The 12,431-nt window shown below is 47.1% G+C and carries 15 protein-coding genes; all 15 read left to right on the plus strand.

Annotated features, from left to right (window positions below; translation table 11 throughout):
- Positions 1 to 25 precede the first annotated feature (25 nt).
- The 15 genes from fmdA (at position 26) to Q7V21_RS04935 (ending at position 12,416) form a co-directional block, all read left to right on the plus strand.
- Complete coding sequence (gene fmdA / locus Q7V21_RS04865) at positions 26 to 1,249, plus strand: formamidase (RefSeq protein WP_304916202.1); 1,224 nt, start codon at positions 26 to 28, stop codon at positions 1,247 to 1,249.
- A 16-nt stretch (positions 1,250 to 1,265) separates the two neighbouring features.
- On the plus strand, positions 1,266 to 1,622 hold the full coding sequence (locus Q7V21_RS04870; protein ID WP_304916203.1) for a zinc ribbon domain-containing protein: 357 nt from the start codon (positions 1,266 to 1,268) through the stop codon (positions 1,620 to 1,622).
- A 66-nt stretch (positions 1,623 to 1,688) separates the two neighbouring features.
- A complete protein-coding gene (gene urtA / locus Q7V21_RS04875; protein ID WP_304916204.1) occupies positions 1,689 to 2,939 on the plus strand; it encodes an urea ABC transporter substrate-binding protein in 1,251 nt (416 codons plus the stop codon).
- A 121-nt stretch (positions 2,940 to 3,060) separates the two neighbouring features.
- A complete protein-coding gene (urtB, locus tag Q7V21_RS04880) occupies positions 3,061 to 3,984 on the plus strand; it encodes an urea ABC transporter permease subunit UrtB (RefSeq protein ID WP_304916205.1) in 924 nt (307 codons plus the stop codon).
- Between the two features lie 16 nt (positions 3,985 to 4,000).
- Positions 4,001 to 5,206 (plus strand): urea ABC transporter permease subunit UrtC, encoded by a 1,206-nt coding sequence (gene urtC / locus Q7V21_RS04885; RefSeq protein WP_304916206.1) that lies wholly within the window; start codon positions 4,001 to 4,003, stop codon positions 5,204 to 5,206.
- Positions 5,203 to 5,949 (plus strand): urea ABC transporter ATP-binding protein UrtD, encoded by a 747-nt coding sequence (gene urtD, locus Q7V21_RS04890; RefSeq protein ID WP_304916207.1) that lies wholly within the window; start codon positions 5,203 to 5,205, stop codon positions 5,947 to 5,949. Before urtC ends, urtD begins: the two co-directional genes overlap by 4 nt.
- A 21-nt stretch (positions 5,950 to 5,970) precedes the next feature.
- Positions 5,971 to 6,660, plus strand: a complete 690-nt coding sequence (urtE, locus tag Q7V21_RS04895) for an urea ABC transporter ATP-binding subunit UrtE (RefSeq protein WP_136554967.1) — start codon at positions 5,971 to 5,973, stop codon at positions 6,658 to 6,660.
- Positions 6,661 to 6,721: 61 nt separating this feature from the next.
- On the plus strand, positions 6,722 to 7,612 hold the full coding sequence (locus tag Q7V21_RS04900) for an urease accessory protein UreD (RefSeq protein WP_304916208.1): 891 nt from the start codon (positions 6,722 to 6,724) through the stop codon (positions 7,610 to 7,612).
- 26 nt (positions 7,613 to 7,638) lie between these two features.
- Complete coding sequence (gene ureA, locus Q7V21_RS04905; RefSeq protein WP_304916209.1) at positions 7,639 to 7,941, plus strand: urease subunit gamma; 303 nt, start codon at positions 7,639 to 7,641, stop codon at positions 7,939 to 7,941.
- A gap of 11 nt (positions 7,942 to 7,952) precedes the next feature.
- Positions 7,953 to 8,258 (plus strand): urease subunit beta, encoded by a 306-nt coding sequence (locus tag Q7V21_RS04910; RefSeq protein WP_304916210.1) that lies wholly within the window; start codon positions 7,953 to 7,955, stop codon positions 8,256 to 8,258.
- Positions 8,258 to 9,976, plus strand: a complete 1,719-nt coding sequence (ureC, locus tag Q7V21_RS04915; protein ID WP_304916211.1) for an urease subunit alpha — start codon at positions 8,258 to 8,260, stop codon at positions 9,974 to 9,976. The genes Q7V21_RS04910 and ureC overlap by 1 nt, the downstream gene beginning before the upstream one ends.
- A 24-nt stretch (positions 9,977 to 10,000) precedes the next feature.
- Complete coding sequence (ureE, locus tag Q7V21_RS04920) at positions 10,001 to 10,516, plus strand: urease accessory protein UreE (protein ID WP_304916212.1); 516 nt, start codon at positions 10,001 to 10,003, stop codon at positions 10,514 to 10,516.
- A 1-nt stretch (position 10,517) separates the two neighbouring features.
- Positions 10,518 to 11,198, plus strand: a complete 681-nt coding sequence (locus Q7V21_RS04925) for an urease accessory protein UreF (protein ID WP_304916213.1) — start codon at positions 10,518 to 10,520, stop codon at positions 11,196 to 11,198.
- Positions 11,199 to 11,215: 17 nt separating this feature from the next.
- Complete coding sequence (ureG, locus tag Q7V21_RS04930) at positions 11,216 to 11,824, plus strand: urease accessory protein UreG (RefSeq protein ID WP_304916214.1); 609 nt, start codon at positions 11,216 to 11,218, stop codon at positions 11,822 to 11,824.
- 22 nt (positions 11,825 to 11,846) lie between these two features.
- Positions 11,847 to 12,416 (plus strand): HupE/UreJ family protein, encoded by a 570-nt coding sequence (locus Q7V21_RS04935; RefSeq protein ID WP_304916215.1) that lies wholly within the window; start codon positions 11,847 to 11,849, stop codon positions 12,414 to 12,416.
- The last annotated feature ends 15 nt before the right edge of the window (positions 12,417 to 12,431 follow it).

The following is a 12,431-nucleotide window of genomic DNA, read 5'->3' on the forward strand; positions in this document are numbered from 1 at the left end:
CGTTTCTTCAACGTAGGAGATACAGATGAAAACCTTAGTAAAACTTGATTTAGATAAAAAACCCTGGGAACAGGACGGACAAATCCATAATCGCTGGCATCCTGATATTCCGATGATTGCCATGGTCAAACCGGGCGATGAGTTCCGTGTGGAATGTATGGACTGGACTGGTGGCCAGATCGGTAACAACGACAGCGCCAATGACATTCGAGATGTGGACTTGTTACAAGTCCACTACCTCAGCGGTCCGATTGGGGTGGAAGGTGCTGAACCCGGTGATTTGATGGTCGTCGACATTTTAGATGTCGGCACCTTTGAAGATTCGCAATGGGGTTTTAATGCCTTTTTCTCTAGAGAGAACGGCGGTGGTTTTTTAACCGATCATTTCCCTGAAGCACGTAAATCCATCTGGGATTTCCACGGTATTTACACCACTTCACGTCATGTGCCGAATGTTAAATTCGCCGGCATTATGCATCCTGGTCTGATTGGTTGCCTGCCTTCACGTGAAATGCTGGAAGAGTGGAACAAACGTGAAGCCGAGCTGATTGCAACAGAACCTGATCGGGTGCCACCTTTAGCCTTACCACCAAACGAACAAGCTGCAGTAATGGGCCGTTTAAAAGGTGATGAAGCGGTCAAGGCAGCAAGAGAAGGTGCTCGCACCGTGCCACCACGTGAACATGGTGGTAACTGCGATATCAAGGACTTGACCAAAGGTTCCAAAATCTACTTCCCGGTCTACGTGAAAGACGGCGGTTTATCGATGGGCGACCTTCACTTTTCACAAGGTGACGGTGAAATCACTTTCTGTGGTGCTATCGAAATGGCCGGCTATCTCGATATCAAAGTCAGCCTGATTAAAGATGGCGTGAAGAAATACGGCATCAAAAATCCACTGTTCAAAAACAGTCCGTTAACACCGACTTACAGTGACTTCCTGATGTTTGAAGGTATTTCGGTTGATGAACAAGGCAAACAACATTATCTGGATGTACATGTTGCCTATCGTCAGGCTTGCCTCAATGCCATCGAATATCTGAAGAAATTCGGCTACACAGGTGAGCAGGCACTATCGATTCTAGGTACCGCCCCGGTTCAAGGTCATATTAGCGGTGTGGTAGATATCCCTAATGCTTGTGCCACATTGTGGATACCGACAGAAATCTTTGATTTCAATATCAACCCGACGGCAGATGGCCCATCGCAATTTGTCACCCAGGGCTTTGACTTAAGTTCTACATCTTAAGACGGGATATCACGTTATGCCGATATATGACTACCGATGTGAACACTGTGGCGACTTCACCGCGCTTCGCAAAATGAGCGAAGCCGGTGATTCCGTCGAATGTGTTGAATGTGGCGAGATGGCGGTGCGGATTATTACCGCACCCTATCTCGCGCTGATGGACCGTAACACTCGAGTGGCTAAAGAGCGCAATGAAAAATCGGCCCATGAACCCAAACAAGTACGACGTTCCAGCTGTGGATGCTCAGGAACACACACTTGCAAAACGGATTCAGCCGATAAATCCAAAGCGGCAGCACAAGCCAAAAGTAACCCTAATGGCTTGATGATGCAGACAAAGAAAACCGCAAGACCCTGGATGCTCGGTCATTGAGCCCCAAAAAACAAAACCGTTCGGAACAATGCTGTTCACTCTAAATTTGTTAACAGGAGATACACGATGAGCTACTTTAGTCGACGAAAATTTTTAGGCAAAACCGGCGCACTGCTTAGTGCAATGGTGGCGGCTGGTTTTATTACCAGCACAGCAATGGCGGCGGATTATCCGACTGCCGAAGTCAACACCACGGGTCTGGCAGTAACCGATGACACAGTAACAGTGGGTATTTTGCATTCATTGACCGGCACCATGGCGATCAGTGAAACCGGTGCTCAGGAAGCTGAAAAACTGGCGATTAAACAGATCAATGAAAGCGGCGGTATCCTCGGCCGTCAAATCAGAATCATTCAGGAAGACGGTGCCAGTGACTGGCCGACATTTGCTGAAAAATCACGCAAATTGCTGCGAAATGACAAGGTAGCTGCAGTATTCGGTTGCTGGACATCAGCATCACGTAAAGCGGTATTACCTATCTTTGAACAAGAAAACGGCATTTTGTATTACCCGACTTTCTATGAAGGTCTGGAACAATCCAAAAACGTTATCTATACCGGCCAGGAAGCAACACAACAGATTCTGGCAGGCTTAGATTGGGTCGCTGAAGAGAAAGGTGCCAAAACATTCTTCCTGATCGGTTCTGACTATATCTGGCCACGTACTTCAATGAAAATTGCCCGTATCCACATTGAAAAAGTGCTGGGCGGTCAAGTGGTTGGTGAAGAATACAAACCTTTAGGTGACACTCAGTTCGGTTCAATCATCAATCGTATCCGTCTGAGAAAACCTGACGTTATCTTTGCTGCGGTTGTTGGCGGCAGTAACGTTGCATGGTTCAAACAGCTGAATGCTGCAGGTATCACTTCTAAAAACCAAACTTTGCTGACTCTGTCGGTAACTGAAGATGAAGTATTGGGTATCGGCGGTGAAAACCTGGAAGGTTTCTACTCAGTAATGAAGTACTTCCAAAGCCTGGATAACCCGAACAACGTTGAGTTTGTAAAAGCATTTAAAGAAATGCACGGTGCAGACAGCGTTATCGGTGACGTAACTCAAGCAGCTTACCTTGGCCCTTGGTTATGGAAAGCAGCAGTTGAGAAAGCTGGCAGCTTCGATATCGACAAAATTGTTGAAGTTTCCAGAACTGGCGAAATCGAACTGGACACTGCGCCAGAAGGCTACGTCAAACTGCATCCTAACCACCACTTGTGGAGTAAAACCCGCATCGGTCAATGGAATCGTGATGGTCAGGCAACCGTAGTCTTTGAATCGGATCTGATTGAGCCAAACCCATTCCCAGAAGGTTACCAATAGATCGAACTAAACCATTCGCTAAACACAGGCTGGTCAATTTTGACCAGCCTGTCTGGGTGAAAGAAGGACAGAGTGTGAATCCACTCTTTGATTAATCGGAAAATGCATCGGAGTATCCGTTATGGGTGACTTTTCATTACAAGAATTGACTTCAATTCTGGCCATGCAAGGCTTTGTTGGGATTAGCTTGTTCAGTGTGCTGCTGTTAATGGCACTGGGTCTTGCAATTATCTTTGGGCAGATGGGTGTCATTAACATGGCCCATGGCGAATTTATGGCGATGGGTGCCTATACGACTTATCTGCTTTCAGTCATGACACAAACGTATTTTCCTGAGTTAATGAATTACTACTTTTTAGTTGCCATCGTCGCGTCATTTATTGTGGCGGGAGCATTCGGCTACTTAACAGAATATGTACTAATAAGGCATCTCTATAAACGACCTCTGGATACGCTACTGGCGACCTGGGGTTTAAGCCTGATCATGCAACAATCATTTCGTTCCTACTTCGGCGCACGTGAAGTCAGCCCAACCTTACCGGACTGGCTGATGGGCTCATGGATGCCGACAGACTCTATCTTTATTCCGATTAACGGGATGTTTGTATTGGGACTGACCGGCTTTGTAACGCTGGGTGTGTTCCTGCTGATGTATCGCTCTGCATGGGGGCTGAATGTGCGTGCCACTACCCAAAATCGCGTGATGAGTGGCGCGGTAGGTATCAACACCAAACGGGTTGATAGACTGACATTTGCTTTAGGTTGCGGTATCGCCGGGATTGCCGGTGCAGCCTTTACTACCATTGCTTCAACCGGTCCAACCTCTGGTTCTTTATATATCGTTGATACGTTCATGGTTGTGGTATTCGGTGGTGCAGCCAGCTTGTTTGGCACCATTGCATCGGCGTTCACCATTGCACAGGCACAATCCATTCTTGAATTCTTCATCAGCAGCTCAATGGCGAAAGTCATTACTTTGCTGACGCTGATCATCATTTTGATGATTCGCCCTGAAGGTTTGTTCTCTTCCAAAGTTCGTAAATAATTAGCAGGAGATAATCATGAATTTTGTCTATGAGCGATTTTTGGGCGGTAAGAACGGGGCGGTGGCCATTGCCATTCTGGCCATCCTGATTTTAGTGATCTTCCCACTGTTTCTGGATGCCTTCCGGTTGAATCTGGTAGGTAAATATTTAACCTTCGCCTTTGCGGCCGTCAGTCTGGTGTTGTTATGGGGTTACGGCGGTATTTTAAGTTTGGGACAAGGCGTGTTCTTTGGTCTGGGTGGTTATGCCATGGCCATGTTCCTCAAACTGGAAGCTTCCGATCCTGAAAGCACCAAGATCCAGACTACACCAGGTATTCCAGACTTTATGGACTGGAACCAGTTATATGAATTGCCCTGGTTCTGGATTCCGTTTGAGAGTTTCACCTTTACTTTGTTAGCCATCATTCTGGTGCCATCGATCTTTGCGTTTATTATTGGTTATTCGATGTTTAAACGTCGGGTGGGCGGGGTTTACTTTGCCATCATCACTCAGGTTATCGCGGTGATTCTGACCGTGTTAATCGTCGGTCAACAAGGTTATACCGGTGGTATCAACGGTATTACTGACCTGAAAACCTTGAATGGCTGGGATATTCGTACCGATTCGGCCAAGTTAACGCTCTACTTTATTAATGCTTTGCTTTTGCTTGGCGTCATTATGATGAGCAAGTTCATCCTCACCAGTAAGTTCGGACAATTACTGTTGGCAATGAAAGACAAAGAAGATCGGGTACGTTTTTCCGGTTACGACGTCTCTAACTTCAAGATCTTTGTGTTCTGCGTATCTGCAGTTATCGCAGCGATTGGTGGTGCGATGTTCACTTTGCAGGTTGGCTTTATGTCACCGTCATTTGTCGGCATTGTGCCGTCAATTGAAATGGTTATCTTTGCCGCTGTCGGTGGACGCATGTCATTAATCGGTGTGGTTTACGGCACCTTGCTGGTCAACTTTGGTAAAACCGGCTTTTCCGAAACCTTCCCGGAAATGTGGTTGTTCCTTATGGGCGGTCTGTTTATCGCGGTGGTTATGTTCTTCCCGAATGGCTTAGCCGGGATTTGGAATAAATATGCGCCACGATTCAAGTTTATCCGCCGGATGAATCTGATACCGGATAAAGCAGTGTTGGATGCCCAGGTTGCACCTGCCGTTTCTATTGCTGAAGTAACCTCAGACTTGGTTTCAACGTCTGATGAAAAAACCGAAGGAGCCAAATCATGACCACCACTACCGATTTTTTATTGGCGATTGAAGATCTTACGGTTTCGTTTGATGGCTTCAAGGCAGTTGATTCATTAACCATGTATATCGACAAAAATGAGCTGCGAGTGGTTATCGGTCCTAACGGTGCCGGTAAAACCACATTGCTGGATTTGATTTGCGGAAAAACCAAGGCCAGCTCCGGTTCGATCAGTTTTAAAAACAATGAAATGACCAAAATGGCGGAACATGAAATTGTACGGGCTGGCATTGGCCGTAAATTTCAAACACCATCAATCTATGAAAACCTGACGGTGTATCAGAATCTGGAAGTTTCTTATCCAGAAGGTCGTGGCGTTTTCGGCAGTTTGTTTTTCCAAACCACCGATGAAGTTATCAAACGCGTAAATGAAGTGGCCAAGGAAATTCAGCTGGAAAATTTTCTGGATACCGAGGCGGCGATTCTCAGTCACGGTCAGAAACAATGGCTGGAGATCGGCATGTTGCTGATGCAGGATCCGGAATTATTGATGCTCGATGAGCCAGTGGCCGGCATGAGTGCCAAGGAACGTGACGAAACGGCTGAGTTACTTAACCGAATCTGCGAAAACCGTTCGGTAATAGTAATTGAGCATGATATGGAATTCGTCAAAAAGATCGCCCGCAAAGTGACCGTACTACATCAAGGGAAAATCCTTGCTGAAGGTACGATGGAGAAGGTGCAGGCGGATGAAAAGGTCATTGAAGTCTATCTTGGGCATTGATTTTAAGCTGGGAGATTAACCATGTTTGAAGTAGAAAATTTACAAGTAAGTTATGGCCAAAGCCAGGTTATTCATGACATCAGCTTTAAAGTCGACAAAAATGAAACATTGGCGATTATGGGCCGCAATGGCATGGGTAAAACCACGTTATTCAAATCTTTGATGGGCATATTGCCCAGTCAGGCAGACAAAGTCAGTATTGAAGGGGTCAGTGTTGGTGGTATGGAAAGTCATCAACGTGTGGCCAATGGTATTGCCTACGTGCCACAAGGCCGGATGATTTTTTCGAATCTGACCGTACAGGAAAATATCGAAACCGGTTTGCAGGTTTCTAAAATGAAATCGATCCCGGATGAGATTTTTGCCTTGTTTCCGGTGCTGCATGATATGCGGCATCGTAAGGGCGGTAACTTGTCGGGTGGACAGCAGCAACAGTTGGCGATTGCCCGAGCGCTGGTGACCAATCCAAAAGTGTTATTGCTGGATGAGCCGACCGAAGGTATTCAACCATCTATCATCAAAGATATTGCCAAGGTGCTTAATGAAATTCGCAAAATGCGTGAAATCACTATTATCGTTTCCGAGCAGGTTTTGAGTTTCACCATGGAAATCGCTGACCGCATTATCGTGATTGAAAAAGGCAAGTTTATTCACGAGGATATGCGTGCTGACGTTGATGCGGCGATGATCAAAAAGTATCTGACGGTCTAAAACGATTGTTATTGGTTAGGAAATATGATGCTCTATGCTCAACATGAAGGAGTGTGTTGGCATGAATGTGCGCTCAGAACCAGTTTTACCGATAACCCAACAAATTGAAAAACCTGCAATTAATCAGTTGATGACTGGCTGGGATGCCAGTCTCAAACTGATGTTCGATAGCCGCTCCAACAAAACCATCCTGGCCCGCCGCCAGCATCATGGCCCGTTAGTCATTCAAAAAATTCTCTATCCTGAAGGCAACAATCCGGCACATGGGGTGATTATTCATCCTCCTGGTGGTGTTGCGGGTGGTGACCGTTTGCAGCTGACTGTAGATATGCAAACAGAATCATCAGCTTTACTAACCACTCCCGGCGCGACGAAATGGTATAAATCAGCCGGTCGCCAAGCCAGTCAACATATTGAAATGACCTTGGATGACAATACTCAGCTGGAATGGCTGCCGCAGGAAAATATTGTGTTTGATGGCGCCGATGTGGCGTTAAAAACCCAGGTTAATCTTGCTGAAAACGCTGTATTTGCCGGATGGGAAGTGGTTTGCCTGGGCCGTCAGGCCAGTGGGGAACGTTGGAATAAAGGTAACTTTCGGCAACAATTATCAATTAAACGTGATGGCAAATTGATCTGGAATGAATCGGTGGTATTAAAACCTGATAGTGCCGTGTTACGTTCGATTGCCGGATTACGCAATCATGTGGTGTTTGGCAATTTTGTGGTGACGGCTGGTAATACACCGACTGAGATTTTGCATGCCTGTCAGCAAATCAGCGTCGAGTCATCGGCTAGTTTTGGTGTTTCGGCCTTACCGGAAATTTTTACCGCGCGTTACATCGGGCCGTGTGCTCAGGAAGCTAAAATCTATTTTGAAAAATTATGGCACTGCTTGCGTCCGTGGTATGCCAGCCGTGACGTTGTTCGTCCGCGTATTTGGGCGACCTAGACAGAAATAAACAAGGTAATGAAGTAATGGAACTGACACCAAGAGAAAAAGATAAATTACTGATTTTCACTGCGGCATTGCTCGCTGAACGGCGCAAGGATCGTGGCCTGAAACTGAATTACCCGGAAGCCGTCGCCTATATTTCTGCAGCGATTATGGAAGGCGCCCGGGATGGCCGAACCGTTGCAGAACTGATGGATTACGGTGCAACTTTGTTGGGACGTGATGATGTGATGGATGGTATTGCGGAAATGCTGCCGGAAATCCAGGTGGAAGCGACCTTTCCTGATGGCACCAAGCTGGTGACCGTACATAATCCGATTATCTGAGGACAAAGACGATGATTCCAGGTGAAATGCGAGTAAAAGCGGGCGATTTGCCAATGAATGTGGATCGTGAACTGATCACCATTGATGTGTCCAACAGCGGTGATCGACCAGTGCAGATTGGTTCGCACTACCATTTTTTTGAAGTCAATGATGCACTGCAGTTTGATCGTCAGTTGGCCTATGGATTTCGCTTGAATATTGCTCCGGGAACGGCTGTCCGGTTTGAGCCCGGTCAGACCCGAACAGTCGAATTGGTTGCTTTATCCGGTCTACGTCAGGTTTACGGCTTTGCCGGCCGAGTTATGGGAGCCTTGTAATGAGTCTTAAAATTGATCGGCAGGCCTATGCCGAAATGTTTGGTCCCACCGTGGGCGATAAAGTCCGCTTGGCAGACACTGAATTATGGATTGAAGTCGAACAGGATCTGACCACCTATGGTGAAGAGGTCAAGTTTGGTGGCGGTAAAGTTATTCGTGATGGTATGGGGCAATCCCAATTAGTTGCCAGCGAAGTAGCCGATACCGTTATCACCAATGCGCTGATCATTGATGCGGTCACTGGCATTATCAAAGCTGATGTCGCCTTGAAAGACGGCCATATCTGGGCGATTGGTAAGGCCGGTAATCCCGATATTCAACCTAATGTCACCATTCCGATTGGTGCCGGTACCGAAATCATTGCCGGTGAAGGCATGCTCCTTACTGCTGGTGGTATCGACAGCCATATTCACTGGATTTGCCCACAACAGATTGAAGAAGCCCTGATGTCAGGTGTGACTACCATGTTGGGCGGTGGCACAGGTCCAGCCACTGGCACCTATGCGACGACATGTACGCCAGGACCCTGGCATATTCACCGGATGCTGGAAGCTGCTGAAGCATTTCCAATGAATATGGGGTTTTTCGGTAAAGGCAATGTTTCTCAACCCGAACCGGCCAGAGAGCAGATTGAAGCTGGTGTTATCGGTTTGAAATTGCATGAAGATTGGGGCACCACACCAGCAGCTATCGATAATTGTCTGAGTGTGGCAGAGGAAATGGATGTTCAGGTGGCGATTCATACCGATACTCTCAATGAATCAGGATTTGTCGAAACCACTTTGGATGCGTTTAAAGGTCGCACCATTCATACCTTTCATACCGAAGGTGCTGGTGGCGGTCATGCGCCGGATATTATCAAAGCCATTGGTTCTCCGAATGTATTGCCTTCCTCAACCAATCCCACGCGGCCATTTACCATCAATACTCTGGATGAACATCTGGATATGCTGATGGTTTGCCATCATCTGGATCCATCCATTGCTGAAGATGTGGCGTTTGCCGAATCACGTATTCGCCGTGAAACCATTGCTGCAGAAGATATTCTGCATGACACCGGTGCCTTTGCGATGATGTCATCAGACTCTCAAGCGATGGGGCGAGTAGGTGAAGTGGTGATTCGTACCTGGCAGACCGCTCATAAAATGAAAATCCAACGCGGCGCTTTAAAAGAAGACGCCGAGCGTGGCGAAGGCGATGCCGATAATTTCCGTGTCAAACGCTATATTGCCAAATACACCATCAATCCGGCGATTACTCACGGTATTTCGCATAAAGTCGGTTCGATTGAAGCCGGTAAATTTGCTGATTTAGTATTGTGGCGTCCGGCGTTTTTTGGGGTGAAACCCACCTTGATATTAAAAGGCGGCATGATTGCGGCAGCAGCAATGGGCGACCCGAACGCATCGATCCCAACGCCACAGCCAGTACATTATCGGCCGATGTTTGGCAGTTTTGGCAAAGCTTTGAAAACCTCATTAACCTTTGTTTCCGAAGCAGCCTTATCCAACCCGGCGGTCAATGCATTGGGTTTGCAAAAAACACTGGTGGCAGTAAAAAACTGCCGAAATATCAGCAAAAAAGATATGGTGTTGAACGATGCTACACCAAAAATCGAGGTCGATCCGGAAACCTATCAGGTGCTGGCCGATGGTGAATTATTAATCTGCGAACCGGCAACTGAATTGCCGATGGCGCAACGTTACTTCCTGTTTTAGTTTTAAATTAGGCTAGGTTTCAAAATGCTATCAATTTCTACCAAACTTGATCATATCCACACCGATACCGTGATTGCGGATGTGGTTGCCTTAAGTTTTGATTTACGCCAGAAAAGCCGCCTTCGTGTTACTTTGCAATCCGGTATTGAGGCTGCATTATATATGCAACGCGGTACTATTCTGCGAGGCGGTGATTTCTTGCAGGCTGATAGCGGTGAAATCATTGAAGTGATAGCCGCTGATCAGGCTGTGATGAAAGTGACTGCTACCACTTCTAAAGCTTTAACACGAGCAGCTTATCATTTGGGTAATCGTCATGTTCCGCTGGAAATTGGTGATGGCTGGTTGAAACTGGAAACCGATTCCGTGCTGAAGGATATGCTGCTGGGTTTAGATGTTCAGGTCGAAGAACTGCAAGCGCCATTTGAACCGGAATCCGGAGCCTACGCTGGTAGCGGCGGACATCATCACCATCATGATCATGACGACGCGCATTCCCACGACCACGCACATCCCCACCAACACGGCCACAGCCACTAAAATGCGCTCAGCATCACTGTCACGCCTCTTACAACTGGCCAGCCCGATGTTGCCGGTCGGTGCCTACAGTTATTCACAGGGTCTGGAATGGGCGATTGAAACTGGTGATGTGACCGATATTGAATCGTCGAAACAGTGGATTGGTGATGTGTTGTCGATTTATTTTGCCAACTTTGAATTACCGGTTTTACTGAGACTATTCAAAGCCTGGCAACAGATGGATGGCCCGCAGATTCAATATTGGGATGAGTATTATCAGGCTGGACGCGACAGCAGCGAAGCGCTGGCCGAAACCCGTCAAATGGCATATTCATTGTTAAGACTGCAACGGGATTTAGCCACCTGGCCTCCTCAAGTCGTCTTATTAACTGGCAGCTTGCAGCAGCCTGCTTTTCCGACTATCTATTCGGTCACAGCGTTGTGCTGGGAAATCTCGCTTGAGGAAATGTTGCATGCCTATGCCTGGTCATTTCTGGAAAATCAGGTCAGTGCGGTGATGAAAACCGTGCCTTTAGGTCAGGTAGCCGGGCAACGTATTTTGTCACAGTTAGCCATGACTTTACCCAAGCTGGTGGAGCAGGCCATGCAATTGCCAGATGATGAGATCCAGAATTTTTGTCCGGCGTTAAGCATTGCCGGTTGTCGGCATGAAACCCAGTATTCCCGTTTATTTCGCTCATAAATTAAGAGAAAAGCAAGATGAAAGAACCTTTACGAGTCGGTATCGGTGGCCCGGTTGGATCCGGTAAAACAGCATTAACGCTGGCCTTATGTAAACGCTTACGTGACAAATACAATATCGCCGTGGTGACCAATGATATTTACACCAAAGAAGATGCCGAGTTTTTAACGCGCAACGAAGCGCTGTCAGCAGACCGCATTATTGGGGTTGAAACGGGTGGCTGTCCGCATACCGCCATTCGTGAAGATGCGTCAATGAACTTGGAAGCAGTTGCCCAGTTGAGTAAACGCTTCGATCCGTTGGATATCGTCTTTGTGGAAAGTGGTGGCGATAATCTGGCCGCGACGTTCAGTCCGGAATTATCCGATCTGACCATCTATGTTATCGATGTTTCTGCTGGTGAGAAAATTCCACGAAAGGGTGGACCTGGTATTACCAAATCCGATTTGCTGGTGATCAATAAAACCGATCTGGCTCCGCTGGTCGGCGCTTCTCTGGAAGTAATGGATCGCGATTCCAAACGCATGCGTGGTGAACGGCCTTTTGTGTTCAGTAACCTGAAAAAGGAAGACGGTCTGGATCAGATTGTGGCCTTTATTGAAAAACAGGGATTAATGTTGAATTAACGCTTTTTAAGAGGGAAATAAGATGAAAAAAATGATGTTAACGTTGTTGGGTTTGTTGGCTTTTCCAGCTATCGCATTTGCCCATCCCGGCCATGATATGGCGAATTTTGCCAGTGGTTTCAGTCACCCTTTTACCGGGATTGATCATCTACTTGTGATGTTGGCAGTAGGCTATTCGGCCGGGCAGTCTCAATCAGCAGTACGTTGGCAGATACCGATGCTGTTTGTATTGTTTATGTTGGGTGGGGTCGCGTTGGGTTCGATGATTCCGGGACTGGCATTTGTTGAAGTGGCGATTGCGGTCAGCGTGCTGGCAATGGGTCTGGTGATTTTATTAAGCACGTCCATTAACCGTATTTGGCAGTTGGTGTTGACCACCGTGTTTGCTGTATTACATGGTTTTGTTCACGGCCAGGAGCTGGTTGCTGCAGGCAATGGTATGGCGGCTGTGGTGGGCATGTTGTTAGCGACGATGATTTTGCTCAGCTCTGGTGTTTACCTTGCCAGTTTTAAAGACCAATTAGGCTTGCTGGTGCAACGCGGTTTTGCAGCAATCTTAACGTTTAGTGGTGCTTATTTATTGGTCATGTAAACCAGATGGCTTTAG

It is taken from the genome of Methylophaga sp. (assembly GCF_030651745.1).

What these genes read in the sequence shown, in the direction of transcription:
- fmdA (WP_304916202.1), top strand. Translation starts at nt 26, where the DNA reads ATGAAAACCTTAGTAAAACTTGATTTAGATAAAAAACCCTGGGAACAG.
- Q7V21_RS04870 (WP_304916203.1), top strand. Translation starts at nt 1,266, where the DNA reads ATGCCGATATATGACTACCGATGTGAACACTGTGGCGACTTCACCGCG.
- urtA (WP_304916204.1), top strand. Translation starts at nt 1,689, where the DNA reads ATGAGCTACTTTAGTCGACGAAAATTTTTAGGCAAAACCGGCGCACTG.
- urtB (WP_304916205.1), top strand. Translation starts at nt 3,061, where the DNA reads ATGGGTGACTTTTCATTACAAGAATTGACTTCAATTCTGGCCATGCAA.
- urtC (WP_304916206.1), top strand. Translation starts at nt 4,001, where the DNA reads ATGAATTTTGTCTATGAGCGATTTTTGGGCGGTAAGAACGGGGCGGTG.
- urtD (WP_304916207.1), top strand. Translation starts at nt 5,203, where the DNA reads ATGACCACCACTACCGATTTTTTATTGGCGATTGAAGATCTTACGGTT.
- urtE (WP_136554967.1), top strand. Translation starts at nt 5,971, where the DNA reads ATGTTTGAAGTAGAAAATTTACAAGTAAGTTATGGCCAAAGCCAGGTT.
- Q7V21_RS04900 (WP_304916208.1), top strand. Translation starts at nt 6,722, where the DNA reads ATGAATGTGCGCTCAGAACCAGTTTTACCGATAACCCAACAAATTGAA.
- ureA (WP_304916209.1), top strand. Translation starts at nt 7,639, where the DNA reads ATGGAACTGACACCAAGAGAAAAAGATAAATTACTGATTTTCACTGCG.
- Q7V21_RS04910 (WP_304916210.1), top strand. Translation starts at nt 7,953, where the DNA reads ATGATTCCAGGTGAAATGCGAGTAAAAGCGGGCGATTTGCCAATGAAT.
- ureC (WP_304916211.1), top strand. Translation starts at nt 8,258, where the DNA reads ATGAGTCTTAAAATTGATCGGCAGGCCTATGCCGAAATGTTTGGTCCC.
- ureE (WP_304916212.1), top strand. Translation starts at nt 10,001, where the DNA reads ATGCTATCAATTTCTACCAAACTTGATCATATCCACACCGATACCGTG.
- Q7V21_RS04925 (WP_304916213.1), top strand. Translation starts at nt 10,518, where the DNA reads ATGCGCTCAGCATCACTGTCACGCCTCTTACAACTGGCCAGCCCGATG.
- ureG (WP_304916214.1), top strand. Translation starts at nt 11,216, where the DNA reads ATGAAAGAACCTTTACGAGTCGGTATCGGTGGCCCGGTTGGATCCGGT.
- Q7V21_RS04935 (WP_304916215.1), top strand. Translation starts at nt 11,847, where the DNA reads ATGAAAAAAATGATGTTAACGTTGTTGGGTTTGTTGGCTTTTCCAGCT.